The following is a 25,862-nucleotide window of genomic DNA, read 5'->3' on the forward strand; positions in this document are numbered from 1 at the left end:
CAGAATTGGAAGGGTCCTAGGATAAAAGCCATAAAGGTTTCGCCGAAGGCGATACCGTGGCAATAAATTCCCTGGAGCCCAGCCATGAAAAAGATCACCAGCCTGCAATACCGGAAATCCTCGGAACGAAGGATCCAGCTGAAGGCCAGCACCGGTTCGCATTGCCCCACCAACGGATTTTGGCGGGCCGAAGAGGGCGCTGCCTCGGATCCCGTGTTTGTTTTCGAGGGCAGCATGATGCCGCCGGGCAAACGGGGGTCCACCATGTGGTACCTGGACGACGCCCAGGTGGGGCCGCCGGCGTACCTTCTTCCCGGGATGAACTGAGGTGGCTTGAACCACCGCACAACCCGACGGCGTCCAAGAGACAGCGACGAGAAGGCCCGGAGTTCCGAAAGGAACCCGGGCCTCGTGGTTTAACCCCATCGATTGCTCCGTACTCGTCGTTATGAGGGCGCAAATTGACAAGTACGGAGCAATCGATGGGTGTGGGGCTAGAGCGCAGGCTCCAGTTCGGGGTCCTCCACCAGCAGACCCTTGGCCTTCAGCACATCGGTCAGCTTGCACAACTCGATGGTGGTGCCGCCTTCCTTGTAGCGGCGGATGAGGTCGTCCTCAGCGTCCACGCGTGCCTGCGACAGCTTGATGACGTCCTCGATCTCATCCTTGCGGACCACCACCACACCGTCGGCATCCCCGAGCAGGACATCGCCCGGGTAGACAATTTCGTCCCCGAACACCAGGGGATGGTTGATGGGGCCAATGGTTTCCTTGACGGTCCCCTTGATGCAGACACTGCCGGAGAAGACCGGCAACCCAAGTTCAATCAGGTCTTTGGTGTCTCGGACACCAGAATCCGTGACCATGCCGGCCAGGCCTTTCGCCTTCATGGCGTTGCCCAGCACGTCGCCAAACGTTCCGGCTTCCTCGTACTCACCGGCTGCCACCAGGACAACGTCGCCCTTCTGCGCGTAATGGATGGCCACCTGCAGCATCAGGTTGTCCCGCGGCGCACAGACCACGGTGACGGCGGGGCCACAGAAGGACATGCTGCGGTCGATCGGCTTGATCTTCGAACTCAGGGCACCTTTGCGGCCCTGTGCTTCATGCACTGTGGCGGAAGAGAACTTGGAAAGCCGCTGGACGGCATCTTCGGAAGGCCGGTCGAATTTCGTTTTGACGTGGATCATGGGGGTGCTCCTGTTGTTGGAAAGCGTGGGAACCGGGATGGGGTGCTTGTCAGACCAGTGCGTTGACGGCCTTTTCGATGGCAGCGATGGATTCCTCGATCACCGGCAGCCCGGTGGCGTAGGAAATCCGGAAGTAGGGGCTCAGTCCGTACGCCGAACCCTGGATGACGGCAACAGACGCCGCTTCCAGCAGGTACAGCGTGAAGTCCTCGTCGTTGGCGATCTGCCTGCCATCGGGCGTCGACCTGCCGATAACCCCGGCGCAGTTGACGTACGCGTAAAAGGCGCCTTCCGGCGTCGTGCACTGCAGGCCCTCGACGGCGTTCAGCGCGGAGACTGCCGCATCGCGCCGTTCGCGGTATACGTCCACGCTTTCGCGGACGAATGCCTGGTCGCCGCCGAGTGCCTCGGCGGCGGCGGCCTGGCTGATGGAGGACGGGCAGGAGGACATCTGGGACTGCAGCTTGTTGATGGCGGCCACCAGGGGCGCCGGTCCGCCGGCATAACCCAGCCGCCATCCGGTCATGGCATAGGCCTTGGAGACGCCATTGGTAACCAGCACACGGTCCTTGAGCTCAGGGGCGACGGCTACCAGGCTGGTGATGGGTTCGCCGCCGAAGTGGATCTCGTCGTAGATTTCATCGGTGAGGACGTGGACGGCAGGGTGGTCCTTGATGACGGCGGCCAACGCGGCCAGTTCCCCGCGGGAGTAGACAGCTCCTGTGGGGTTGGAGGGCGTGTTGAGGATGACCCACTTGGTGCGCTCCGTCAGCGCCCCTGCCAAGGCTTCCGGGGTGAGTTTGAACCCCGTCTCCTCGCCGCAGGAGACGATGACGGGGGTTCCTTCGTTGGCGAGCACCATGTCCGGGTAGGAGACCCAGTACGGTGCCGGGATCACGACCTCGTCACCTGCATTGAGGGTTGCCATGAATGCGGTGAAGATGACCTGCTTGCCGCCGCCGCCGATGGTGATCTCGCCGGGCGCGTACTGCTGGCCGGTTTTTCGCTGCAGCGTCTGCAGGATGGCCTTTTGCAGTTCGGGCGTTCCGGTGACTGATGTGTATTTGGTTTCACCGCGGCCGATGGCTGCGATGGCAGCGTCCTTGATGTGCTGCGGTGTATCGAAGTCCGGCTCGCCGACCGTCAGGTCCAGGATCCGGCGTCCCTCGGCCTTGAGCTCCCGCACGCGGGCCGCCGCGGCAACGCTGGGTGAGGATTTGATACGGGTTACGCGTGATGCGGGCACGAATTCAGGCATGGTCTCTTCCAGGCTTCCGGTACGGATGAGGGTGGTTCATTCGAGCCTAGGGAAGGAGCTGCCCTCTTGGATAAGACCTAAAGTGCGTGGACAGATAAGCAGGCCTTATGACGGAGCAGGCCAGAACTTTGGCGTATTGCTCCACGCACTTTCGGTATTGCCTCCCGGGCTTGCCCGCGGCGTAGCCTGCAGGGTGCAGACACCTGAGGAAAGCACAGGGCCGGCCCCCGGCACGTTCCTTCCAGGCCGCCGGGACGAACCGCGGGAAAGGTACCCCTTCCGGCGGGAAGCCGCGTCGGCATGGAAACACCACCAACGGAGACAAGGAGCAAAGGTGCCCGGTAGAGAGATTCAGGAACGAATACCTGCGCGTACGGGCGGAACCGGGAGGGGCGGGGCCGGCGTAGGAGCGTACCGGTACCGGGGCGTCCTGAAGCCGGACCCCGACACTGCACGCGCCCAACAAGCCCTCGCCACGCTGGCCGAGCTGCGGACGTCCATCGCGCTCCGGTCCAGCCGGGTGCGTGCCCTCACCGCCGAGCTGGGTGATTGCGTTGCCCAGGCCGTGTGCGACGGCGTGAAGGTTGCCGCCGTCGCAAAGGCCGCCGGCCTGCCTGCAGCCAGTATCCGGTCTGCCGCGCGGGCACGCGGCGAGCTGTACCCGTCCGGCCAAAGCCGGAGCGGTCATCTTCACGTCATTGCGGGATTGGTTTCCGAGTTGGCCGTGGCCGAAGGCGCCCGGAGCGCCGCAGAAGAAGAACGAGCGCAGGTACTGGCCCTGGCCAGGAAATCCCGGCTCCTTGACGATTACCAACTTGCCGGGGCAAGCGGCCTGAAGTCCGACGAGATCCGCAAAGTGACCAGAGGCGTCGGCTTGCGTGTGGCCTAGCCGCAATGATCCTCCCGGCTGATCCGCTGCCGGCCGCCTTCCGACCAGTCGTCCCTTGCCGACACTGGCGCGGAGGAGTTCCGGCTTGGCTTCGCGTCTCCGCTCTGGCGGCGACCGGCAACCGAGCGTAGCGTCTTTTCGAAGAGGCCGCCGTAAGCATGGTGTTTGCTTGTGCGCCGCTTCGGTAGTCGCGGAGGAGGCCAGAATGGCGGGGTGGAATGCGGATACGGCGGCCGGTCCGCTAGGGGCTGGCTCTGTGACGTTGGTCGAGGGCTCATCCTTCTGTATTTCGTCGTCCAACGGGGACATTCACGCCGATCGTCCGCACGGCCTCTTCGTGGCCGACGTCAGGATCCTTTCAACCTGGCGACTCACAGTGGATGGACAGGGGCTTGAACCACTCACAGCGGAGACAAAGGAGCCGTTCCGTGCCGCATTTGTTGCAAGGATCCCCCGGTCCGACGGCTACGCGGACAGCCCACTTATAGTGGAACGGCTGCGGGAGGTCGGGGCCGGCCTCCAGGAGCAGCTCACCGTCCACAACTACTCCCAGGAGCCGGCTGAGTGCCTCATCGTTCTGGAAACGGGGGCCGACTACGCGGACCTCTTCGAGGTGAAGGAGGCACGTATCCGGCGACGGTGGGAGGAAACACGAGAAGCCGAGGACGGGATGCTCAGCATTCGGGGCAGTTGGCAGGACGTCCGCAAAGGCACCGCTATCCGCGTACCTGGTGCCGACATTTCCGGTAACACCGTCCAGTATCGGGTGTCCGTACCCGCTCATGGGCAATGGAGCACAGTTCTGACCGTTCTGCCCACCGACGATGGTGCCCACGCACCGGCTTTCGCCCATTCCGAGGGGGATAGCCTGTCCCCCCGAGACCGTCGCCGCCGGGAGTGGGTTGCGAAGATCCCCGTACTGCAGGTGGCCAACCGCTCGGTGGAACGGACCCTGCGCCGCAGTTATGACGACCTGGGCGCTCTTCGGATCGAGGACCCCGACCATCCGGAGCGCGTTGTCGTCGCCGCCGGCGCGCCCTGGTTCATGACCCTGTTCGGAAGGGACTCATTGTGGGCCTCGGTGATGGCGATGCCGGTGGACCCCTCGCTCGCCTTGGGCACACTCCAGACCCTCGCCGACCGCCAGGGCACCGTGGTGGACACGATGACGGAAGAGGAACCGGGCAAGATCCTCCACGAGGTCCGCCTTGACGTCTCCAGCGGCCTGTCACTGGGTGGCAAGTCGAACTACTACGGCAGTGTGGATGCCACTCCCCTGTTCCTGATGGTGCTTGGGGCGGTCAGCCGGTGGGGATTCGCGGCGGACACCATCAAGGCCCTGCTGCCCCACGCCGACCGCGCACTGGACTGGATCGTGAACTACGGCGACAAGGACGGTGACGGCTTCGTTGAGTACCAGCGGCTAAACGACCAGGGGCTGATCAATCAGGGATGGAAGGACTCCTGGGACGGCATCAATTTTGCCGACGGCACCCTGGCCGAGCCGCCCATCGCGCTCTGCGAGGTACAGGCCTACGTGTACGTCGCCTATTTGTCACGGGCATGGCTGGCCTACGACGCCGGCGATATGGCCTTGGGCGACGACCTCACAGACCGCGCGGCCCGGCTGAAGAAGCAGTTCAACGAGCAATTCTGGATCCCCGAGCGCGGGTACTACGCCGTCGCACTTGACGGCAGGAAACGGCAGGTCGATGCCTGCGCTTCCAACATGGGGCACTGCCTGCTCCAGGGCCTGATCGACGAAGACAAGGCCCCGGACGTCGCCGCGCACCTGATGTCACCGGAAATGTTCAGCGGCTGGGGCGTACGCACTCTGGCCAGCAACATGGGAGCCTACAACCCGGCCAGCTACCACAACGGGTCCGTCTGGCCCCACGACAACGCCATCATCGTCGCCGGGCTCCTCCGCTACGGCTTCGTCGCCGAAGCGCAGAGAATCGCCACCGGGATAATGGACGCGGCAGAGTTCTCCGACGGCCGCCTCCCGGAACTGTTCTGCGGCTTCAGCCGGGACCACCTCGCCACTCCCGTTCCGTACCCCACCGCCTGCTCGCCTCAGGCGTGGGCAGCCACCGCACCCATCCAGATCGTGTCCAGCCTGATGCGCTACGACCCGGTCGTGTCTGCCGGTGGAGTCTGGCTCGATCCCGTCCTCCCCCAGTCCTTCGGGGACCTTCACCTCTCCAACGCCCCGCTTGGCAACGGCCGCATCACCATCGACATTGCCGGCTCCGTCCCGTCCATCAAGGGACTACCCCCGGGGATGGTTCTTCACCGTGGCCACCGACCATGGATGTCCGAGCTGGTTGCGGAAGCGGTACGGCGTCGTGGAAATAGTCGCCCCACATCAGACCCTCTTCGTTAAAGGTCCATAACGAATCGCTATGTAGGTACATAAAAAGGGACTTTGTGTGACCCACACCGCAAACGTTAACTTGATGTCTGGGGCCGGTCCGCAGAGCCGTAAACGACATGCGAAAGAGCTCACAGCAGGACTAACCGGATATTCCACTTGAGATCCACTTCCGAGAGCCCAGGTGCAGCGGCAACCGGTGTTCACCCATCACCAATGGAGACGAAATGACAGAAACCTCACTTCCCAGGAAGACCCCGGTCAGGGCCGCAGTCGCGGCCTGGATCGGCACGACGTTGGAGTACTACGACTTCGCGGTGTATGGCACCTCGTCGGCGTTGGTTCTGAACGTGCTCTTCTTTTCACCCGAGCTGCCCCAGGGCATCAGCGTGCTGCTCGCCATGATCACCTTCGCGGTCGGCTACGCGGTACGCCCCCTCGGCTCCCTCATCCTGGGGCCACTGGGTGACCGCCGTGGCCGCAAATTCGTCATGATGATCACACTGTTCGGCATCGGCGGCTGCACCTTCCTGATCGGGTGCCTGCCCACGTACGCCCAAATCGGTCCCCTTGCTCCGATCCTGCTCGTGCTGATCCGCGTCATCCAAGGACTGTGCCTTTCCGGCGAGCAGCCCAGTGCCATCACCATGAGCCTGGAGCACGCCTCCGAGGGCCGTCGCGGTTTCCTTGCGAGCTTCACCACGTTGGGCTCCTCCTCCGGCACGCTGCTCACCCTGCTGGTCTTCATCCCTGTCGCCGCTATGCCCTCGCAGCAGTTGTTGACCTGGGGTTGGCGGCTTCCGTTCTGGGCCTCCGCCGTCGTGGTCGTCGCTGCCTACCTGATCCGCCGCCACATCCAGGAGCCGCCGGAGTTCGTAAAGCTCCAGGTTGCCAAGGTGAACGTCGCGCCCCTCAGGCACCTTCTGCGCTTCCACTGGCGCGCGGTGCTGCGGATCGTGTTCTGCGCGCTCATCGCGGGCACGAGCTACATGATGCAGACCTTCTCGGTGGCGTTCGGTACCGCAGGATACAAGCTGGATAAGCCGACCATGCTCCTGACGACCACCGTCTCGGCAGTGATCGCCCTCGGAATCACGCCCCTGGCAGGATTCCTTGTGGACAAGATCGGTCGCAAAACGATGTTCCTCGTCGCAACGGGCGGCGTAGGCATCACAATGGTGCCCTATCTCTGGTCGATTACGACCGGCAACTGGTCGCTGATCTTCCTGTTTGGCATCATCAACTACTCCCTCTTCTACTCCATGGTGAACGCGTCCTGGCCCTCGTTCTTCGCAGAGATGTTCCCCGGCCGGCTGCGCGTCTCCGGGCTCGCCCTTGGCACCCAGATTGGCTTTGCCATCTCGGGCGTCATCGGCCCGGTTCTCTCTACAGCACTCGCTGGCCCCGACCTGAAAGATTGGGTCGGACCGTCCATGGTCGCGCTCGGCTTCATGGTCCTGGCAGGAATCTCAGCCCTCACCGCCAAAGAGACCAAAAAGTACACGCTCAAGGAACTCGACGAAGTGCAGCAAGGCGAGCAGGAGACCGCCGTCCTCACTGCCGCGACCGTGTCCCCAAGCACGGCTACGCACGGTCTCGCTGGTTAGTTAGCTTGGAATGCAGAAGTAACGGGTTATCGCCCCTGAGCTGATCGCGCACTAGCTGTATCGGTCAGGACGTTGATTCCATAATGAACACGTGAAGACCTCTTAGGTTGCTGGTTGTTACACACAGCCGACGCCTAAGAGGTCTTCGTGTCCCCTCGTAAAGCCCGCCGGGTCGCTGGAGAAGCCTAGGTACTTCGGTTTCCAGCCGAGGAGTTCCTGTTGGTCCAGGCGATGGCCGGCAAGGACGCTTGCAACCACAGCTCGCCGATATGCTGCGGTTCGCCCGCGACGGGGACGTCCGTGGAGTGCACTCCCTGGACCCGGTTGCGCGGACCGGAGCTTACCTTCGTAGCTCACCCATCCAGTGCCTCGCACGCGGAGGCTTCCGCGTCGAGTGCGTGAAAGAAAGCCTGGTCTTCACCGGCGACGACTGGCCCCATTGCGAAACCTCATGCGCTCCGGCATTGGTGACTTCGCTGAGTCGAACGCTCTCCAATCAGGCAGCGGCAGCCAGAAAGGACCGCGCTGCCCAAGCAATGCGGAGCTTTAGCAGGGCCTGTTATCAGTACGGGCGTCAAGACGGTTCGCGCGCCCGCGCGTTCCGGCAGGAGTATGGGCACGCACCATCCGAATTGCGGCAGCGGGCATCCGACCGCCCTGGGAAAACGCACCACCAGACAATGACTCGGTAGGGCAGCACCGATGCCTAAAGCACTACCATCGCCTACCTTGACACGGGTGTTAAGCCTTGAAACATCCTTGCCCGGGTCTTAGGTGAGGACCTGGCAGTTCAGGAAGTTATTACATCCGCGTCTTCGCTAGAGATATACGCTCCCGCCGCCTTGGCGTGCAGAGTTGTGGTGTCGACGATGTCGGAGTCTGTGAGCTGGTCCGCGACAATAGTCATGTCAGTGCATGCCAGGAGGATGGCCTGCGCGCCGCGGTCACGCAACTGATCCGCGGCGTGTTTGAGGACGGCGGAAGCCTCGCCGTCGGTGATTCCTTTTACGAGCTCGTTGAAAATCACCTGGTCGATGTGCGTGGCGGCTAAACTGTCGGGGTATTCGATGCTGAAACCAGCCGATGCCAGCACTTCCTCATACAGACCTGCTGATCGTGTGAGGCTGGTGCTGAGGATCCCCACACGCTGCACCCGACGAAGCTGCAGCTCACGGGCCACTACGAGTCGGATATCCAAGACGGGCAAACGTGTGTGCGCTTCCAGAGCATGTACAGCACTATGGCTTGTGTTGGAAGTCAGCACCAGAAAGTCTGCCCCTCCTGCAGCAAGGTGCGTGCCGGCATCGACCAGCAAAGCATTCAGCGCATCGAGGTCTCCTGCACCAACGGAGCGGGCGGCTGCTTCAAAATCGATCGTCCACAGCAGTGAGTTGGGGGTTTGAGTGGGGTCCGCATCCATCGCCGTACGGGTCATCTCGAGGTAGTAGACACAGTTTGTCTGGGGTGCCAGGCCGATGAGGCCAGGGATTTTCTTGCTCATAGGGATGTTCCTAGTCGTCGAGACAGGTGATCATGATGCTCTTGAGGTCGTCCATGAGAAACGGGGCGCGGGGGGTTCAATCACGGTGCAGGCGGCGACTATGACATTCTCCCCACATTCGAAGTCACATACCGTGTTTGGATTACTCGACGTTCTCCGCCCAAGAGCAAAGCTTCCATACCCTACGACGATATCCCTGCCGACTGAACTTCCGGGACTAACGGACACGACAGCATTGATCCTGGCCCTAAGAGATGCACGACGTTCTCCCAGCGCTGCCTGCCTCGGATTTTCAAGGCGCTAAGGCAGCGGGACAGAGCGCGCCGCTGGACGAGGAAGGCTTCTGTTGGAGCCTGGATTCTCAGCGGTCAACAGGGCGGCAAGTTCCTCTGTTGGGCCGCCTGCCCGAACAGACCAGATGAAGGTACCGATGGCAACGAACGCCATGATCATGATGTCGGTTTGGTTTCCGAGCGCGGGCTCCTTGAGGGGTCCGAACTGTCCGTAGTATGCGACGAGCAGAGTTGCCAGGAAGGTGACGACTATCCATATACCGCCGCGAATGTGTCCCCGCCCCTTCGCGTTGCTGGACAGGTAGAGGCCGCCGAGAAATACACCGGCGACTAAGACCATGGCGCTGAAGTAGATGGGGAAAGGCCATGAGCCTTGGGTCTGTTGTTGGTTGCGGGTGAACAACCATCCCCCAGCCGCGGCTACCCATATCCACGCAATGGTGAACCCCACGGAGAGCAGCCAACTGGGCAGACGGCGGCTCCAACCGCTCCGGACGCTTGCGTAGCCGCCGTAGAGCGGAAGCGCGAAGAATACGACAGTGAAGAGGTTGATGAGGGAGACCCAGCCTGCGAAGTAGATCAACAGCAGGCTGGCCACGTATCCGGCGAGGGCCCAGAAGGTGGCGGCCTTGAGCCGAAATGGGCGTGGGAGTTCGGGTGCTGTGCGTCGCAGCACGACCAGTACGGGTCCGCCCATGAGGTAACTGAGTGTCAGAGCGATGGAAACCTGGCCAACGAAGGAGTACCAGCTTGGGGCCGGGAAGAAGAAGAACATTCCCAGGGCTGTGCATATTGCCAGGGCGACAATGGGGGTGCCGAACCGGTTGATGCGTTGGAGCGCTTTGGGCAGCTCCCCGTTGACGGACATGGAGTAGGTGGACCGGGCGCCGATGCCCAGCCACACCCAGCCTGTCGCCATGGGCGAGAGTGCTGCGTCCGAAAGGAGGACCACGGAGAACCACGCGAATCCGGCGGCTGTGACCGCGTTGAGCAACGGTGCTGAGGCCCAATGGCTTCCAAGGAGGGCATGCCAGTCCCCCGGCGCCACGTTGGCCGCACTCCAGTTCACGGCTCCTACGAATCCGATCTGCAGAAGTACATAGATGACGAGGGGAATCAGGAGCCCTCCGACCACGATGGCGATCGGGATATTCCGTTGAGGATTGATTGCCTCACCGCCAAAGTCGAGAATCTGGCGGAGACCGGAGTAGGCAAACACGATGCCGCCGCTGGCAAGGGCACCGAGGATAGCTCCTGCACCTTGAGGGGCGAACCCGCCGCCGATGGTGAAGTTCGCGGAAGAAAAGGCGAAGAACATCAGCCCGGCTGTCACGAGTGGGATAACGAGCTTCCAAATAGTGATGTATTTGTTCGACTCGCTCAAGACCTTCGCGCCAAAGGAATTGAGAATGAAGAAGACTATCAGGAGCCCGAAACCTGCCACTATTCCCCGGGGCCATGACAGGATCATCGTCCCGTCACTTTCGGTCAGGAGTCCGAGGTCCGGCCAGTTTCCACCGACGTACGTGAGGACTGCCTGTACTTCAATAACCGGCAGTGCCAACGCGGCAATCAGGTAACCCCACCCGTTAAACCAGCTCAGGAATGCTCCGTGGGTGAGCCTGGGGTAGCGGACGCCTGCGCCCGAACGCGGCAGCATGGTTCCCAGCTCCATCCATGCCGCTCCAATGACGCCGAAGAAGACCGCGCCCAGTACCCAGGTGATAATCGAGGAGGGGCCGGCGATACTTGCTGCGGCGAGGGTGGCCAGGAGCCAGCCGGAACCGATCTGAAGGCTGACAGCCAGCGCGATCAGGCCGAAAAGCCCGATCTGCTTCTTTAGCTGGGCATCGCTCGCCTCATAAGCCTCCCCTATGGGCGCGGGTGTCTTTCGAGTGTCCATGTGACTCCTTCGTCGTACCAGTATCCAGCGCTTCCTGGTCTCCTGCGATGGATGGGCCTTCGCGGCCGATTCGGCTTCGTGTTTGCTTGCCGGCGGGTTTGTTCTGTGCGCTTACCCGGCCGGTTCTTTCGGCTGGGTTGGACAGGTCGCGCGGTCCACGGCATGCGAATGACCTGTGCGCCGGGAACGTCTCGGGTTCATGAGAAATGACGGCCCTGGGACGCGGCATGGAGGGCTTCGCTGAGGAGTGCCAACTGCGTGAGGTCGTCCACGACTTGGTTAACCCGGATTTTTCGGGGCTTATTGTGGAAGGAGCCGCGCCGCTTTCCGGCGGCCGGCGTGCGGGTCCGTTCGCCAACTGTCGTAGCCAGATCCGTGGCCGGGGCGTGCGCTAAGGGATCGTAGAAGAGTGGCAGGTTCGATCCGTCCTGATCCTGCTCAGGCATTGGTCTCACATTTCCAGTTCGTCCAGGTAAGAAGAATGGTGCTGCCTATCGGGCGGACAGGCAGCACCATTTGGATCCTCATTCCTCAGCGAAAGACTCGCCCTGCGGGGCTTTGAGGATGCCGCCCGGGGTCTTGTCAGTCTGTCAGGGCGGTGAAAGCCTGGTCGTAGATGGCCAGGGCCTGGTTCACCTCTTCTGCAGTGACGACGGCTGGCGGCACTACGTGGAGGCGGTTGTCGGCCAGGAACGGCAGCAGACCCAGGCGGAGCAGTTCAGCCTTGAGCCGCCCCATGTACTCGGGGGCTACGGGCACGCGCGTGCTGCGGTCCTGGACGAGTTCCAGGGCCCAGAACACGCCGCGGCCGCGGACTTCTCCGATGACGCTGTGTTTCTCTGCGAGGGTGCGAAGGCCGGGCTCAAGGTGGTCCCGGCCGATCCTCGCGGCGTTGCCGACGATGTCTTCTTCTTCGAAGGCTTCGATGGAGGCCACCACGGATGCTGCTGCGAGGGGGTGTCCGGAGTAGGTCAGGCCGCCGGGGAAGACCTGCTCGTCGAAGGTCGCGGCGATCTCGCCGGAGATGATGACGCCGCCTACGGGGACGTAGCCGGAGTTGACGCCCTTGGCGAAGGTAATGAGGTCCGGTGTGACGTTGAAGGCGTCGAAGGCGAACCAGTCGCCGGTGCGGCCGAAGCCTGCCATGACCTCGTCGAGGATCATCACGATGCCGTATTCGTCGCAGAGTGCGCGGACGCCTTCGAGGTAGCCGGGGGTGGGGACGAGAATGCCGGCTGTGCCCGGCACGGTTTCCAGCAGGATAGCGGCGATGGACTGCGGCCCTTCGGCTTGGATGACGCGGCGCAGGTGGTGCAGTGCGCGTTCGGTTTCCTGTTCGGGGGTTTCGGCCCAGAACTCTGAGCGGTAGAGGTAGGGGCCGAATACGTGGACGTGGCCGCGGGAGTATTCGTTGGGGATGCGCCGCCAGTCACCGGTGGCAACAATGGCCGAGCCGGTGTTGCCGTGGTAGGAACGGTAGCGGGAAAGGACCTTGTCGCGGCCGGTGTGCAGGCGGGCCATCCGGATGGCGTTTTCGTTCGCGTCGGCGCCGCCGTTGGTGAAGAACACTTTCTCCATGTTGGCGGGTGCGTGGGACAGGATCTTGGCCGCAGCGGTAGCCCTGACGTGGTTTGCGGCCGCGGGTGCCACAGTGGCCAGGGTGGTGGCCTGCTGGGCGATGGCGGCTATGACCTTGGGGTGCTGGTGGCCGATGTTGGTGTTGACGAGTTGGCTGGAGAAGTCCAGGTAGGTGTTGCCGTCATGGTCCCAGACGGTGCAGCCGGATCCGCCGGCGATCGCCATTGGGTTCAGTGACTTCTGGGCCGACCAGGAATGGAAGACGTTGGCCCGGTCCAGGGCTACGACCTCGGCGTTGCTGAGGGATGCATCAGCGGCCGGTGTCTTGGCGTCTGCTGCGGGCAGGAGTGCCTGGTTGGCGACCATGGCGTTTCCTCTCGGTAAGTGGAATGGGAAGTTCCTTCATCATCCGCTTTCCGTCTGGCTCCGCGCCGTATACGTTTGTACAACCAAACTGTCGTCATTCGACGTTTTCACATCAGGGGAATCCATGCCGCCAAACCTTAATGTCCTGCTCCGCAGCCGCTCGTTGAAGTTGCGGCTGGTGGTGCCGGAACTCGGAGCACCGGGCCTTGAGGAGCCCATCAGTTGGGTGCACAGCTCCGACCTGGAGGACCCCACACCGTTTCTGGACGCCGGCCAGCTGCTGCTGACCGACGGTACCCAGTTCCCGGCCGAGGGCGAGTTTCGGAAGGGCTATGAGCGGTACGTCGGCCGGCTGGTGAGTCACGGCATCGTGGGACTGGGCTTTGCGACGCAGGTGGTTCATGGCACCTTGCCTCCCGGCTTGGAGGAAGCCTGCCGGAACCAGGGCCTTCCGTTGGTCGAGGTACCGGACCGGACACCGTTCATCGCCATTATTCGCACTGTTGCTGACTATCTGGCGCGGGAAGAGCACGCACGTGCCGAGTGGTCGCTGCAGGCCCAGCGTGCCATCTCCCGGGCAGCCCTGCGGCCTGACGGGTTGACCTCAATCCTCGGCGAGCTTGAGCGCCAGCTTCACAGTTGGGTGGCCCTGTACGATGCCGCGGGCAACTATGTGCGCATGCCCCGGAACCGTCCCGTCCCGTCGGAGATCGCGGGTGGAGTAGGTCAAAAGGTACGGCAGGCGCTGGAATTAGGGACCCGCTCGGCCTCGCACTTCGACGTTGACGGCCAGTCGGTGACCCTGCAGACTCTTGGCCGCAAAGACAACCTGCGCGGCGCCCTGGTGCTGGGTGCCATCGAACCCCTGGACCCGGCCCGGGCGGATATCGTCAACAGCGTTATCGGCCTGGCAAGCCTGGCCCTGGAACAGGCGCGTACCCTCGACACGGCACGCAGGCATCTGCGCGCGGGGGTCTTCGAGCAGCTGCTGGCGGGCAGCACCGACGTCGCCCTGCGCACGGCCCGCCAGGTATGGGGGCAGCTGCCCCGTGATCCACTGCTGGTGACCGTCTCCCGGCAGGAGAGTCCGGCACCAAACCTGCTGGAGGCCCTGGAGCTGCTCGCGGACGACCACCGGGGTGCCGTGTTCTATGCGCTTCAGGGTCAGGTGCTGGTGATCCTGGCCGGCCGGGCCCACCAGCAGAAGGTCCTGGAACTGCTGGGCCGCCACGGTGCGATGTGTGGTGTCTCCGCCGAGGCAACAATGGATGCGCTGCCCGGCGCCCTGGAAGAAGCTACGCGGGCGCTGCGGCGGGCAACTGAACTGGGAAGGGCCGTCGTCGAATTTTCCGAACTCTCCGAGGGCGGCATGCTGGGCCTGCTCCGCGAGGAGAAGGCCGGGCCGGTGGCCCGAGGATTGCTGCAACCGCTCGTCGCGCACGACGCCGCGGAGCAGACGGAGCTGCTGGAGACCGTGCGGGAATGGTTTGCCAATAACTGTGTCTGGGACAAGACGGCACGCCGTGTGGGAGTGCACCGGCACACGCTCCGCAACAGGATTGATGCTGCCGGACGAATCCTTGGATTGAACCTGGACAGCATGCAGGACCGCCTGGAGCTGTACGCGGCTGTTCAGTTTTTGGAGTAGGCCGGAAACGCAAACGAGGACCTCCGGCAGGAACGCCGGAGGTCCTCGTTGTCAGAGACCAGTGCCGGTTCCTGACATCTTTGCGGTGGTGCCTCTAGTTCTGGGGGAAGCCCAGGTTGATGCCGCCGTGGCTCGGGTCCAGCCAGCGGGAGGTGATGGCCTTTTCGCGGGTGAAGAACTGGAAGCCCTGCAGGCCGTAGGCCTTCGAACTGCCGAAGATGGAATCCTTGAACCCGCCGAAGGAGTAGTAGGCCACCGGGACGGGGATGGGCACGTTGACGCCCACCATGCCGACCTCGACCTCGTTCTGGAAGCGCCGGGCCGCGCCGCCGTCGTTGGTGAAGATCGCCGTGCCGTTGCCGAAGGCGCCGGAGTTGATCAGGTCCAGGCCCTCTTCGTAGCTGCGGACGCGGACCACGGCCAGGACAGGGCCGAAAATTTCCTCAGTGTAGGCGCGGGAAGTGACCGGAACCTCGTCGATCAGCGTGGGCCCGAGCCAGAAGCCGTTCTCGTCACCGTCCACGTTGATGCCGCGGCCGTCCACCACAACCTTTGCCCCGTCCTCGATGGCAATGTCGATGTAGGACGCCACCTTGTCCCGGTGCTGGCGCGTGACCAGCGGGCCCATGTCGCAGTTGCGGCGGCCGTCGCCGATCTTCAGTGTCGCCATGCGGGAGGTGATCTTCTCGATCAGCTCGTCGGCGACGGGTTCAACGGCGACGACAACACTGATGGCCATGCAGCGTTCACCGGCGGATCCGAAGCCGGCGTTGATGGCTGCGTCGGCGGTGAGGTCCAGGTCGGCGTCGGGCAGGACCAGCATGTGGTTCTTCGCCCCGCCCAGGGCCTGGACCCGCTTGCCGTTCCTGGCTGCAGTTTCGTAGATGTACTGGGCGATCGGGGTGGAGCCCACGAAGGAGATGGCTTTGACGTCCCGGTGCTCCAGCAGTCCGTCGACGGCCTCTTTGTCTCCGTGCAGGACGTTGAAAACGCCTGCGGGGAGGCCTGCTTCCGTGAACAGTTCGGCGAGCCAGTTCGCAGCGGAGGGGTCCTTTTCGCTGGGCTTGAGCACGACGGTGTTGCCGGCGGCGATGGCGACAGGCAGGAACCACAGGGGAACCATGGCCGGGAAGTTGAAGGGGCTGATGATGCCCACGACGCCGAGGGGCGACTTCGTGGAGTAGACGTCAACTCCGGTGGAGACGTTCTCGGAGTGCTCGCCCTTGATGAGGTGCGGGAACCCGGTGGCCAGTTCGACGACCTCCAGGCCTCGGGTGATTTCGCCAAGTGCATCCGAGACCACCTTGCCGTGCTCGGCGGTGATGATCTGGGCGAGTTCGCCCTTGCGCTCGTTCAGCAGTTCACGGACGCGGAACAGGATCTGCTGGCGCTTGGTGATGGAGAGGTCACGCCAGGCAGGGAAGGCTTTGTGAGCAGACGAGATGGCGGTTTCGATGTCAGAGGCATTCGCAAGGGCGACGCGCTTGGTTTCGATTCCACGGGCGGGATCGTAGACCGGGGCCGTGCGGTCCCCGGAGGAAAGGGACTCGGCGCCGTCGATCCAGTGGGACAGGACGGGAAGTTCTTCGTTCGAGGTCACGCTTTTGCTCGCTTTCGTTCAGGAGTATTGCCGAATCGGCTTGGAAGCAACGGTACGGTGACTGCTAACGTCGGAGGGGACTCCATTTGTACCTAAAGAGGTCGCTCTCTCGACGGATGTACACATGCCAGCCACTGGCGGCCGCCCCTACCGTGAATGCCACATCAGCATTGAGCCTTGAGGAGCCGCAATGAAACGACGCAGTAATTTCCTTCCAGCGCCCACGAACGGCGTGCGCACCGGGGAGCACTGCCCCCGGACCGGCTGGTGGGCTCCGGCCGGCGGGAAGGCCTCCACCACTATCGCCGGCGAGCCGCGATTCATTGGAGAAGGAAGCGTCATGCCGTCCATAAACGGCATTCCGGGCACGTGGCTACCCCGGAGTGTCCACACGGAAAGTGCCCTGATCCGGAGAATTGCTTTGTAACCATGTACGCGGAGCGAGAAAACCGCTAAACTTTGTCTGACAATCTGCACCACTGCAGTAGTCGACCATCTAACGTATTGGGGAAGCTCATGGCGGAATCAAACATGTCAGCTGCGGCACTTCCTCTGCGGATGTCCCCGGTGGCCTCGGTGTCCCGCAGGGATGGCGTGGTCAACGAGATCCGGCGCGCCGTTGTTCTGGGCACCATCAAACCCGGCGAGAAGCTCACCGAGGTGCAGCTTTCCGAATGGCTTAACGTCAGCCGCCCCACGGTCCGGGAGGCCCTCAACCAGATGGCACAGGAAGGGCTCCTGGTCCAGGAGCCCTACCGTGGACTCAGGGTGGCCACCCTGGACGCGGCAGCCATCATGGACCTGGCCAACACCCGCATGGCTTTGGACATGCTGGCCGCCACCGCGATCGTGGAGGACACCTCAGGCCGGCGCATGAAAGTGGTGGAGGACAGTTGGGCAGACTACAGCCGCGTCGAGATGGATCCGGACCCTGTCATCCGGCACGAAAGCCACGTGGCATTCCACCGGAGCCTGTGGGCGGCGTCCGAGAATGCGCTGCTGCTGCGGCTCTGGCCGGTGACGGAAGCACACCTCACCATCATCCTCGCCCAGGACCAGGCGGCCAGGGCAGACCCCGTGCGTGCGCACAGGGTCCACGAAAAGCTTGTTCAAGCTATCCGGACCAAGGACCTCGAAGTCATCCGGAAGGCCTTCAGCGAACACACCATGCGCAGCGCGGTGGAACTCATCCCGCTCCTGGGCAGCGCAATTCCACAGAAAGAGAGCTAAATACATGAAGATTCTGATCGTGGGCTCGACCGGCCTGCTCGGGTCCTCGGCCGCCGCGGCCCTGCGGGACCGGCACGAGATCATCGAGGCCTCCCGCTCCGGGCAGGTCACGGTCGATCTGACCGAACCGGACTCCGTCCGCCGGATGTTTGACCAGGTGGGCCGCGTGGACGCCGTCATATCCTGCACCGGCTCTGTCCCATTCAAACCGCTCGCAGAACTCACCGACAAGGACTTCCGGGCAGGGTTCGAGGACAAGGTCCTCGGCCAGGTTAACCTGGTCCAGATAGGCGTGGAGTATGTAAACGACGGCGGCTCCTTCACGCTGACCAGCGGGGTACTTGCCCGTGAACCCATCCTGACCGGTGCCGCTTCCTCCCTGGCCAATGGCGCTCTGGAATCCTTTGTCATGGCCGCCGCGGCCGAGCTGCCGCGCCGTATCCGCATCAATGCCGTGAGCCCTTCGGTCCTCGCCGAGGCCACCGGCTACCACGGCTACTTCCCCGGATTCCAACAGGTTCCCGCGGAAACGGTGGGACGCGCATACGTAAAGTCCGTCGAAGGCATCCAGACGGGTCAGACGTACGCCTTGGACCACTAGACGCGGAGGCAGCTTACCCGCGCACACACCCGGAAAAGGCCGGTCTTCACGCCCGTGAAGGCCGGCTTTTGCTGTTTCCAACAGCAGTCCTCCGCGACGCGGTCATCAGGATTTTACATTTGCCGCCTTCCTCACCCTCTCGCGGGCCCCGGCCCCGGAAGCACGCGGAATCCGCGTTACAGCTTTATTTCCTTCACACTCTTCTTTTTTGCAGCAGGCACTGGACGTGGCCCCGGTCACAGGTTTACTCTGGAAGCACGACGCTGATTGTAAGACAATAAAACAACCAAACGACCTCCGAATGGCAACATCGTCCGCCTTTCGCCCCCAGGACAGCACGGCAGCATGGTGGCCGCGTCCAATCAGAAAAATCTTCCATCCAGTCGGCAAAACTCTTTTCCTTGCCTTCCCCCGACCCATTTCCCATAAAGAGGGTTTGAAATGACCAAAACAAGCAAGATTGTCCTCGCCATCCTGGCCGTCATGGTCCTTGCCGGGGTGGGCGGCTGGCTCGGCGCCGGCATGCGCGGCAACAGCGCCGCTGCATCCACCGGATCCGCCCAGGGCTCATTCATCGATGACATCAAGAAGCGCGGTGAGCTCCGTGTCGGTGTGGCCATCGCCCCGCCCATGACCACCCAGCAGCCGGACGGGACTCTCGGTGGCCCCAACCTCATTCCCCTCGAGGAACTGGCCAAGCAGTTGGGCGTGAAGCTGGTTCCCGTGGCCGCGGAGTGGAAGAACATCGTGGCCGGCCTGCAGGCTAACCGCTACGACTTCGCCGCAAACCTTGACTACACGGTGGAGCGGTCACTGGCGATCTCCTTTACCAACCCGGTTTACGAATACCCCGGCGTGTTCGTCGTCAAGGCCAATGCCCCTTTCACCACCAGTGACCAGGTCATCAGCAGCGGCAGCCAGATTGCCACCGCCCAAGGTGCAGCACCCGAGGCGACACTGAAGGGCCTGACAGGCAACATCATGCCCATGGATTCGTACTCCAACGCCATCTCCGCCATCCAGGCAGGACGCGCGGTGGCAGAATTCACCGACCTTCCCACCGCAGAGTCCCAGGCACAGGCCGACTCGTCACTGAAGATCATTGTCCCCAAGCCTGAGATCTACTCCGGCACCGCCGCCTACGGTGTTCCCGCCGGAATCGATGCCCGGTCCATGCAGATCGTCAACATCGCCATCGAGCGCGCCCAGAAGAGCGGCACGCTGGCCCAGGCCTACGCCAAGGTCAACTACTTCGAGGTCAACAACCTCGGCGACCTCGCCAAGAAGTGATCCGCCAGGAACAACGCGGCCAAGGAGCCAAGACATCATGAACTACAACTTCGACTGGAACGTGGTGGCCAACGCATTCCCTGCAATGATGCAGGGTCTGGGCCTCACCCTCCAGATCACCGTCATCACCATCGTGATCAGCATGATCCTCGCGGTGCCCCTGGCAGTCGGGCGCATGTCAAAGATCGAGGTGATCCGCTGGGCCGCCCAGGGATACATCGAGATCTTCCGTTGCACCCCGCTGCTGGTCCAGCTGTTCTGGATCTTCTACGCACTGCCTGCCCTGACCGGGGTTACTCTCCCCGGCTACGCGTCGGCTGTCATTGCCCTGACGGCGAACCTCACCGCCTTCATGGCCGAAACCTACCGCAGCGGCTTCCAGTCCGTTCCCGTTGAACAGGTCGAAGCCGGCAGGATGCTCCAATTGAGCCGCTTCCAGCAGCTCCGCTACATCATCGTCCCGCAGGCCCTGCGCCAGCAGCTGCCGGTCATCCTGTCCCTGAACATCTCCCTATTCAAGGACACGGCGCTGGTCTCCACGATTGCCGTCTCGGATCTGATGTTCATCTCCAACACGATCTCTTCCCAGACCTATCGGGCCCTGGAAGTCTTCACCCTGGCAGCAGGCGTCTACTTCGCCATCGCTTTCCCGATTTCACTGATCACCAGCTCCATCGAACGCAGGATGCAGAACAGCTCCGGCATGGGCGCCCCGGCGCCCAGGAGGCTCGCTTCCCGGATGATGCCCGGGACCCGTCCGGTGGTGCCGGCATGAGCCACTCACTGAGCACCGGGCTTCCTCCGGTCCAGCAGCAGAAGGACAATGATGGAACCGAACAGAAGGGCAAAAAGGTGACAGCGCTCGAGCCCACCCCCCGCCTCACCGGGAACCGGCAGGTCCTCGTGGAAGCCCGCGGCCTCCAAAAAGCTTTTGGACCCCGCAAGATCCTCAAGAATGTCGACTTCGAGATAAACAAAGGCGACGTCACCGTCATCATCGGCAAGAGCGGCTCCGGCAAATCCACCCTCCTCCGCGCCCTTGCCGGGCTCACCGACCCGGACGAGGGCCAGATCCTGATCGACGGGCACACGGTCTTCGCTGACCAGAAACGCACCAAGGAATGGGACAACATCCGCTCAGAAGTGGGCATGGTCTTCCAGGCCTACACGCTGTGGCCCCACATGAACGTGCTGGACAACCTCGTCCTCGCCCCCCGCAAGGTACGTGGCGCGGGAGCGTCCGAATCCCGCGACCGCGCCGAAGCCGCCCTGGCCGAAGTGGGCATGGCCCACCATATCCTCAGCAAGCCCACCCAGCTCTCCGGCGGTGAGCGCCAGCGCGTCGCCATCGCCCGGGCGCTGATGATGAAGCCCAAGCTCCTGCTCTGCGACGAGATCACCTCCGCCCTCGACCCGCCCGTCGCGGCAGAAGTACTCGACGTCCTGCGCCGGCTCAAGGAAGAGGACGGCATCGCCGTCGCCCTGGTCACCCATGACATGGCCTTCGCCTCCAAGGCCGCAGACCGGGTGGTGTTCTTCCACGACGGTGAAATCGCCGTCAACGCCACCCCGGAAGCTGCGTTCGACAAGTGCGACAACGAAGACCTCAAGAAGTTCGTGGACGCCGTCCGCTTCTAGGTACACCGATCCGGAACAGGCCCCTGAACCGGACCAAGAAAGGAACCATTGTGCACACCGTAGTGATTGGTGGCGGCGTCATCGGCCTCACCCAGGCCTACCACCTCGCCCGGGAAGGCGAGGACGTCACCATCATTGACGCCCGGGCCACCGGCCTGGGCGCGTCGAAGGTCAACGCCGGATGGATCTGCCCGGCAGAATCGGCACCCGTGCCCGGTCCCGGCGTCGTCCTCAAATCCATGAAGTGGATGCTCCGCCCGGACAGCCCGCTCTACATCCGGCCCTCCCTGAACCCGGCCTTCCTGGGATTCATGCTGGGCATGTGGCGCAAGTCCAACGCCCGCGACCAGCGCGCAGGCTTTGAGGGCCACCTCCGACTTGCTGCCGACACCCTGCAGATCTTTGACGAGTACCGCGCCGACGGCATGGACTTCGAAATGCACACGAACGGTCTGCTCATGGCCTTCATGGAGCAGGACAACTTCGACCACCACGTCGACAACCTCGACCTGGCATCCCAGTACGGACGCCAGCCACGCGTGCTGGACCGGGACGCGGTGCACGAGCAGGAACCACTGCTCACTGACGAAGTCCTGGGCGGTATCTACTTCCCCCAGGAACGCCACGTGGACCCGGGAGCAATGGCTACCGCGCTGCACCAGCGGCTCATAGCGATGGGTGTCAAGATCATCGAAAACTCGCCCATCGATGCCGTGGACCGCAACGGTGACCGCGTCACCGCGGTCCACAGCCGCGGCAACCGCTACACCGGCGACAACTTCATCCTCGCCGCCGGTGCCTGGAGCGGCAACCTCTCCAAGCAGTTCGGAGTGCCACTGCCCGTCCGCCCCGGCAAGGGATACAGCGTTGAGGTTCCCGCCCTGGGCCTGCGCAGCACCGTCAACCTCTGGGATGCCAAGGTCGCGGTCACACCGTTCAACGAACGCCTGCGCGTGGCCGGCACCATGGAATTCGGCGGCCTGGACGAGAACATCAACCAGGTCCGGGTCGATGCCATCCTCCGGGCCCCGGCAAAGTACTTCCGCAACTGGGAGCCACCCGCCACCAAGCCGACACCAATGGCCGGCATGCGGCCCATGACACCGGACGGGCTGCCCGTCATCGGCCACCTCGGGCACCTGCAAAACACGTACGTGTCCACCGGCCACGGCATGATGGGCATCACCCTCGCCCCCGGCACCGCCTCGGCACTGACGGATCTGATCGTCCGCGGCCGGATGGCGCCCACCCTCCAGCCCTTCAGGGCCGACCGTTTCCGCGGCGTCCAGCGCCAGCCCGTCCCGGCCCACTAGTACCGGACCCCCTAATTTCCTGCCGCAAAACAGCGGCCTGATCACCTTTGGAAAGGAAGCACCACACCATGTCTGCACGCACCAAGAAGGAACTCCGCGGCATCCTCGCCGCCGTCACCACTCCGTTCACCGAGGACGGCTCCGCCATCGACGAAGCGGCCCTGCAGCGCCAGGTGGAGCGCCTGGTCACCGCCGGCATCCACGGCCTCGTCCCCACGGGCACCACCGGTGAGTTCACCACCCTCTCCCCCGAGGAATACCGCCGCGTCATCGAGCTGTACGTCAAGGGCGCCGACGGACGTGTCCCCGTGGTCGCCGGCATTGGGGCACTGTCCACCCAGGGCGCCATCGACCTGGCCCAGCACGCCGAAGCGGTCGGCGCGGACGCCATCATGCTGGTCCCGCCGTTCTACGACCCCCTGGACCTCAGCACCCTCAAGACGTTCCTCTCCGCCGTCGCCGGGTCCATCAACATCCCGATCGTCTACTACAACGTTCCCGGTGCCACCGGCATCCAGTTGACCGCCGCTGAACTGGCCGAACTCGGCCAGATCGACGGAGTGGACTACATCAAGAACACATCGGACGACGCCGTGGGCCTGGCCGAACTCCTGGCCAACCACACCGACAGCATCAAGGCCTTCAACGGCTGGGACACCCTGACCTTCTTCGGCATCGCCTCCGGCGCCGAGGCCTCGGTCTGGGGCACCGCCGGCGTGGTGCCCGAGCTCGCCGTCGAATTCTGGAACGCCCTGGCAGAAGAGAAGGACCTGGTCCGCGCCCGTGAACTGTGGAAGCACCTGTGGGCCATCAGTGACTTCCTTGAGTCCGTCAACTACGTGGCCGGCATCAAGGCGGGCCTGGAACTCATCGGCGAACCCGTCGGTCCGGCCCGGCTGCCCATCCAGCCGCTGCCCGCCGAGGAACGCGAGCGTTTCGCCGGCATCCTCCGCAACGCAGGCGTCCTCCCGGCAGTAGCAGCATGACCGCGCGCTCCGCCACCAAACTCGCCCTCGACGCCATCGAGGTCCACGCCGAAGGCGAGCCGGGCCGGATCCTCACCTCCGCCGCGTCCCTCGTCCAGGGCGAGACGATGGCGGAGCGCCTGCAGTACTGCAAGGACAACCTGGACTGGCTGCGCCGGCTCATGCTCCATGAGCCGCGCGGCTACCCGGGCCTCTGCTCGGTGATCCTCCTGCCCCCGGTCAACGAAGGCTCCGACTTCGGCATCGTGGTCCTGGAACAGGGCGGCTTCACCCCGATGTCCGGATCCAACACCATCTGCGCGGTCACCGCCGCCCTGGAGGAAGGCATCGTCCCGGTCCGCGGCCCCGAAACCATGGTCACCATCGACACCGCCGTTGGCACCGTCCAGGCCGTCGCCAAGATCCACGACGGCAAGGTCCTCTCGGTGACCGTCGTGAACGTCCCCGCGTTCGTCGTCGAACTCGATTTCCCGCTCGAGGTGCCGGAGTACGGAACCGTGCCCGTCGACGTCGTCTTCGGCGGCCAGTTCTTCGCCCAGGCCAAGGCAGCGGACCTGGGCCTGGAACTGCACCCGGACAACGGCAAGGAACTTGCCCGCGCGGGTGCCTTGATCAAGATGGCCGCCCTGGAGCAGATCGCCTGTGTCCACCCGGACAACCCGCTCATTTCCGGGGTCAACCTGGTCATGCTGCACACCGGTGACCGCGTTCCCGGCCGGCAGGACCGCAACACCGTGGTGCTGTCCAACGGCAAACTCGTCCCCTCCGACCCGTCCACCTGGACCGGGGCGCTGGACCGCTCCCCCTGCGGGACCGGCACGTCCGCCCGGATGGCAGCCCTGCACGCCCGCGGCCAGCTGGCCATCGGCGAAGACTTCTCCCACCACAGCATCATCGGCAGCGAATTCATCGGCCAGCTGACCGGAACAACGACGGCGGGCGGCCGCGAAGCGGTCCTGCCCACCATCCGGGGCCGCGGCTGGATCACCGGCCGCACCCAATGGCTGCTGGACCCCACCGACCCCTTCCCCTCCGGCTACACGGTCGGCGACATCTGGGCCCCCGGCGCCTAAAGCACCCACTTAGACACTTTTCCGAAACAACTGAAAGCAGGAGTTGTGAGCCAGTTCATTAACGGCAAACTCGTCGACGGAAGCACCGGCGAAACCGTGGACGTCATCGACCCGTCCAACGGCGACACCATCCGGACCATCACCCTGGCCGGCAGCGACGACGTCAAGCAGGCCGTGCAGGCAGCCCGCGACGCATTCCCGGCCTGGTCACGCGCCACCCCCGGTGAACGGTCCGCAGTCCTCACCAAATTCGCCGCGCTTATGGAAGAACGCGCCGAGGAATTCGCCCAGCTCGAATCCCGGCAGGCCGGCAAGCCGATCCGCCTCACCCGCGAATTCGACGTCCCCGGCACCATCGACAACATCGCCTTCTACGCCGGCGCAGCCCGCAATCTTGAAGGCAAAGCAACCGGTGAATACTCCCCCGACCACACCTCCTCCATCCGCCGCGAAGCGATCGGCGTCATCGGCTCCATCTCGCCGTGGAACTACCCGTTGCAGATGGCCGCCTGGAAGATCCTGCCCGCCATCGCCGCCGGCAACACGATCGTCCTCAAGCCCGCGGAGATCACGCCACTGACCAGCCTGCTGTTCGCAGAAGTGGCCACCGAAGCCGGCGTTCCCGCAGGAGTCATCAACGTCCTCACCGGCCGCGGCTCCACCGTCGGCGCCGAACTGCTGCGCCACCCTGACGTGGACATGCTCTCCTTCACCGGTTCCACCTCCGTAGGCCGCACCGTCCTGGACGCCGCAGCCACCACCGCCAAGCGCGTCCACCTCGAACTCGGCGGCAAGGCCCCCTTCGTCGTTTTCGACGATGCCGACCTTGAAGCCGCCATCCACGGCGCCGTTGCCGGATCCCTGATCAACACCGGCCAGGACTGCACCGCCGCCACCCGCGCCATCGTCCACCGCTCCCTCTACGAGAAGTTCATCGACGGCGTCGCCGACCTTTACGCCAAGGTCAAGCTCGGCCCCACCGCCGACCCCGCCACCGACCTCGGCCCCCTCGTCTCCCGTAAGCACCAGGAAACCGTCGCCGGCATGGTGGACCGTGCCCGCGGGTACGCCCGCGTGATTGGCGGCGGCATCCCTGACGGCGAGCTGGCCAGCGGCTCCTACTACCGGCCCACCCTGGTCGCCGACGCCACCCCGGACAGCGAAATCTTCCGCGATGAAGTCTTCGGTCCTGTCCTCGCTGTCACCCCCTTCGACACTGACGACGAAGCCATCGAACTGGCCAACGACACCCCTTACGGCCTGGCCGCCTCCGCCTGGACGAAGGATGTCTACCGTGCCCTGCGCGCCACCCGCGAAATCCGTGCCGGGGCCGTCTGGGTGAACGACCACATCCCGATCATCAGCGAAATGCCCCACGGCGGCTTCAAGCAGTCCGGCTTCGGCAAGGACATGTCCACCTACTCCTTCGACGAATACACCGTGGTCAAGCACGTCATGTTTGACCTCACCGGCCAGCAGGCCAAGGAGTGGCACCGCACCATCTTCACCCTGGAGGGGTAGGCA

Annotated in this window: 21 protein-coding genes; 14 read left to right on the plus strand and 7 right to left on the minus strand. The window is 63.7% G+C overall.

All coding sequences use genetic code 11. The features are described from left to right. Positions 1-84: 84 nt before the first annotated feature. Positions 85-327, plus strand: coding sequence for a hypothetical protein (locus tag VXJ37_RS03775; protein ID WP_331321717.1), 243 nt, complete (start codon positions 85-87; stop codon positions 325-327). Between the two features lie 167 nt (positions 328-494). On the opposite strand, the gene VXJ37_RS03780 is transcribed toward VXJ37_RS03775, so the two are convergent. Both VXJ37_RS03780 and VXJ37_RS03785 read right to left on the minus strand, forming a co-directional pair. Next, the gene (locus tag VXJ37_RS03780; protein WP_331321718.1) at positions 495-1,190 is read right to left on the minus strand and encodes a 4-carboxy-4-hydroxy-2-oxoadipate aldolase/oxaloacetate decarboxylase; all 696 of its coding nucleotides are present in this window, start codon (positions 1,188-1,190) and stop codon (positions 495-497) included. Between the two features lie 49 nt (positions 1,191-1,239). Further along, positions 1,240-2,448 (minus strand): aspartate transaminase, encoded by a 1,209-nt coding sequence (locus VXJ37_RS03785; protein ID WP_331321719.1) that lies wholly within the window; start codon positions 2,446-2,448, stop codon positions 1,240-1,242. A 334-nt stretch (positions 2,449-2,782) separates the two neighbouring features. On the opposite strand from VXJ37_RS03785, the gene VXJ37_RS03790 reads away from it, so the two are divergent. From VXJ37_RS03790 to VXJ37_RS03800, 3 genes are all read left to right on the plus strand, one after another. Next, positions 2,783-3,337 (plus strand): hypothetical protein, encoded by a 555-nt coding sequence (locus tag VXJ37_RS03790; RefSeq protein ID WP_331321720.1) that lies wholly within the window; start codon positions 2,783-2,785, stop codon positions 3,335-3,337. 205 nt (positions 3,338-3,542) lie between these two features. Further along, a complete protein-coding gene (locus VXJ37_RS03795; RefSeq protein WP_331321721.1) occupies positions 3,543-5,723 on the plus strand; it encodes an amylo-alpha-1,6-glucosidase in 2,181 nt (726 codons plus the stop codon). Positions 5,724-5,938: 215 nt separating this feature from the next. After that, positions 5,939-7,318 (plus strand): MFS transporter, encoded by a 1,380-nt coding sequence (locus VXJ37_RS03800; RefSeq protein ID WP_331321722.1) that lies wholly within the window; start codon positions 5,939-5,941, stop codon positions 7,316-7,318. A gap of 790 nt (positions 7,319-8,108) precedes the next feature. Here the strand turns inward: VXJ37_RS03800 and VXJ37_RS03805 are convergent. The 4 genes from VXJ37_RS03805 to VXJ37_RS03820 all read right to left on the minus strand — a co-directional run bounded on the left by VXJ37_RS03805 (position 8,109) and on the right by VXJ37_RS03820 (position 12,959). Then, a complete protein-coding gene (locus tag VXJ37_RS03805) occupies positions 8,109-8,819 on the minus strand; it encodes an aspartate/glutamate racemase family protein (RefSeq protein ID WP_331321723.1) in 711 nt (236 codons plus the stop codon). A 300-nt stretch (positions 8,820-9,119) separates the two neighbouring features. Further along, positions 9,120-11,015, minus strand: a complete 1,896-nt coding sequence (locus VXJ37_RS03810; protein WP_331321724.1) for an APC family permease — start codon at positions 11,013-11,015, stop codon at positions 9,120-9,122. Positions 11,016-11,212: 197 nt separating this feature from the next. Beyond that, positions 11,213-11,461, minus strand: a complete 249-nt coding sequence (locus VXJ37_RS03815) for a hypothetical protein (protein WP_331321725.1) — start codon at positions 11,459-11,461, stop codon at positions 11,213-11,215. A gap of 136 nt (positions 11,462-11,597) precedes the next feature. Then, the gene (locus VXJ37_RS03820; RefSeq protein ID WP_331321726.1) at positions 11,598-12,959 is read right to left on the minus strand and encodes an aspartate aminotransferase family protein; all 1,362 of its coding nucleotides are present in this window, start codon (positions 12,957-12,959) and stop codon (positions 11,598-11,600) included. A 124-nt stretch (positions 12,960-13,083) separates the two neighbouring features. On the opposite strand from VXJ37_RS03820, the gene VXJ37_RS03825 reads away from it, so the two are divergent. Next, positions 13,084-14,607: a PucR family transcriptional regulator gene (locus VXJ37_RS03825; RefSeq protein WP_331321727.1), complete on the plus strand. Its 1,524-nt coding sequence runs from the start codon at positions 13,084-13,086 to the stop codon at positions 14,605-14,607. Positions 14,608-14,701: 94 nt separating this feature from the next. On the opposite strand, the gene VXJ37_RS03830 is transcribed toward VXJ37_RS03825, so the two are convergent. Continuing rightward, on the minus strand, positions 14,702-16,207 hold the full coding sequence (locus VXJ37_RS03830) for a CoA-acylating methylmalonate-semialdehyde dehydrogenase (protein WP_331321728.1): 1,506 nt from the start codon (positions 16,205-16,207) through the stop codon (positions 14,702-14,704). Between the two features lie 516 nt (positions 16,208-16,723). Between VXJ37_RS03830 and VXJ37_RS03835 the strand changes: the two genes are divergently transcribed. The 9 genes from VXJ37_RS03835 to VXJ37_RS03875 all read left to right on the plus strand — a co-directional run bounded on the left by VXJ37_RS03835 (position 16,724) and on the right by VXJ37_RS03875 (position 25,859). Then, positions 16,724-17,437 (plus strand): GntR family transcriptional regulator, encoded by a 714-nt coding sequence (locus tag VXJ37_RS03835; RefSeq protein ID WP_331321729.1) that lies wholly within the window; start codon positions 16,724-16,726, stop codon positions 17,435-17,437. Between the two features lie 4 nt (positions 17,438-17,441). Further along, a complete protein-coding gene (locus tag VXJ37_RS03840) occupies positions 17,442-18,038 on the plus strand; it encodes a short chain dehydrogenase (RefSeq protein WP_331321730.1) in 597 nt (198 codons plus the stop codon). Positions 18,039-18,479: 441 nt separating this feature from the next. Continuing rightward, positions 18,480-19,328: a substrate-binding periplasmic protein gene (locus VXJ37_RS03845; RefSeq protein WP_331321731.1), complete on the plus strand. Its 849-nt coding sequence runs from the start codon at positions 18,480-18,482 to the stop codon at positions 19,326-19,328. Between the two features lie 37 nt (positions 19,329-19,365). Further along, complete coding sequence (locus tag VXJ37_RS03850) at positions 19,366-20,103, plus strand: amino acid ABC transporter permease (protein WP_142118072.1); 738 nt, start codon at positions 19,366-19,368, stop codon at positions 20,101-20,103. After that, entirely contained in the window at positions 20,100-20,966 is an 867-nt protein-coding gene (locus VXJ37_RS03855; RefSeq protein WP_331321732.1) for an amino acid ABC transporter ATP-binding protein, read from the plus strand. Before VXJ37_RS03850 ends, VXJ37_RS03855 begins: the two co-directional genes overlap by 4 nt. 50 nt (positions 20,967-21,016) lie before the next feature. Beyond that, positions 21,017-22,279, plus strand: coding sequence for an NAD(P)/FAD-dependent oxidoreductase (locus VXJ37_RS03860; protein ID WP_331321733.1), 1,263 nt, complete (start codon positions 21,017-21,019; stop codon positions 22,277-22,279). Positions 22,280-22,347: 68 nt separating this feature from the next. Beyond that, a complete protein-coding gene (locus VXJ37_RS03865) occupies positions 22,348-23,265 on the plus strand; it encodes a dihydrodipicolinate synthase family protein (protein WP_331321734.1) in 918 nt (305 codons plus the stop codon). Then, positions 23,262-24,338, plus strand: a complete 1,077-nt coding sequence (locus VXJ37_RS03870) for a proline racemase family protein (protein ID WP_331321735.1) — start codon at positions 23,262-23,264, stop codon at positions 24,336-24,338. The genes VXJ37_RS03865 and VXJ37_RS03870 overlap by 4 nt, the downstream gene beginning before the upstream one ends. 45 nt (positions 24,339-24,383) lie before the next feature. Then, the gene (locus VXJ37_RS03875) at positions 24,384-25,859 is read left to right on the plus strand and encodes a gamma-aminobutyraldehyde dehydrogenase (RefSeq protein WP_331321736.1); all 1,476 of its coding nucleotides are present in this window, start codon (positions 24,384-24,386) and stop codon (positions 25,857-25,859) included. Positions 25,860-25,862: the final 3 nt, after the last annotated feature.

Origin of the sequence: Pseudarthrobacter phenanthrenivorans (assembly GCF_036455295.1) — a bacterium.
GTDB lineage: Bacteria > Actinomycetota > Actinomycetes > Actinomycetales > Micrococcaceae > Arthrobacter > Arthrobacter phenanthrenivorans_C.

Excerpts from the sequence above, each read along its gene's own strand:
- VXJ37_RS03810 (WP_331321724.1), bottom strand. The coding sequence starts at position 11,015 with ATGGACACTCGAAAGACACCCGCGCCCATAGGGGAGGCTTATGAGGCG.
- VXJ37_RS03785 (WP_331321719.1), bottom strand. The coding sequence starts at position 2,448 with ATGCCTGAATTCGTGCCCGCATCACGCGTAACCCGTATCAAATCCTCA.
- VXJ37_RS03820 (WP_331321726.1), bottom strand. The coding sequence starts at position 12,959 with ATGGTCGCCAACCAGGCACTCCTGCCCGCAGCAGACGCCAAGACACCG.
- VXJ37_RS03815 (WP_331321725.1), bottom strand. The coding sequence starts at position 11,461 with ATGCCTGAGCAGGATCAGGACGGATCGAACCTGCCACTCTTCTACGAT.
- VXJ37_RS03795 (WP_331321721.1), top strand. The coding sequence starts at position 3,543 with ATGGCGGGGTGGAATGCGGATACGGCGGCCGGTCCGCTAGGGGCTGGC.
- VXJ37_RS03780 (WP_331321718.1), bottom strand. The coding sequence starts at position 1,190 with ATGATCCACGTCAAAACGAAATTCGACCGGCCTTCCGAAGATGCCGTC.
- VXJ37_RS03825 (WP_331321727.1), top strand. The coding sequence starts at position 13,084 with ATGCCGCCAAACCTTAATGTCCTGCTCCGCAGCCGCTCGTTGAAGTTG.
- VXJ37_RS03800 (WP_331321722.1), top strand. The coding sequence starts at position 5,939 with ATGACAGAAACCTCACTTCCCAGGAAGACCCCGGTCAGGGCCGCAGTC.
- VXJ37_RS03775 (WP_331321717.1), top strand. The coding sequence starts at position 85 with ATGAAAAAGATCACCAGCCTGCAATACCGGAAATCCTCGGAACGAAGG.
- VXJ37_RS03850 (WP_142118072.1), top strand. The coding sequence starts at position 19,366 with ATGAACTACAACTTCGACTGGAACGTGGTGGCCAACGCATTCCCTGCA.
- VXJ37_RS03835 (WP_331321729.1), top strand. The coding sequence starts at position 16,724 with ATGGCGGAATCAAACATGTCAGCTGCGGCACTTCCTCTGCGGATGTCC.
- VXJ37_RS03840 (WP_331321730.1), top strand. The coding sequence starts at position 17,442 with ATGAAGATTCTGATCGTGGGCTCGACCGGCCTGCTCGGGTCCTCGGCC.
- VXJ37_RS03805 (WP_331321723.1), bottom strand. The coding sequence starts at position 8,819 with ATGAGCAAGAAAATCCCTGGCCTCATCGGCCTGGCACCCCAGACAAAC.
- VXJ37_RS03855 (WP_331321732.1), top strand. The coding sequence starts at position 20,100 with ATGAGCCACTCACTGAGCACCGGGCTTCCTCCGGTCCAGCAGCAGAAG.
- VXJ37_RS03845 (WP_331321731.1), top strand. The coding sequence starts at position 18,480 with ATGACCAAAACAAGCAAGATTGTCCTCGCCATCCTGGCCGTCATGGTC.
- VXJ37_RS03865 (WP_331321734.1), top strand. The coding sequence starts at position 22,348 with ATGTCTGCACGCACCAAGAAGGAACTCCGCGGCATCCTCGCCGCCGTC.
- VXJ37_RS03870 (WP_331321735.1), top strand. The coding sequence starts at position 23,262 with ATGACCGCGCGCTCCGCCACCAAACTCGCCCTCGACGCCATCGAGGTC.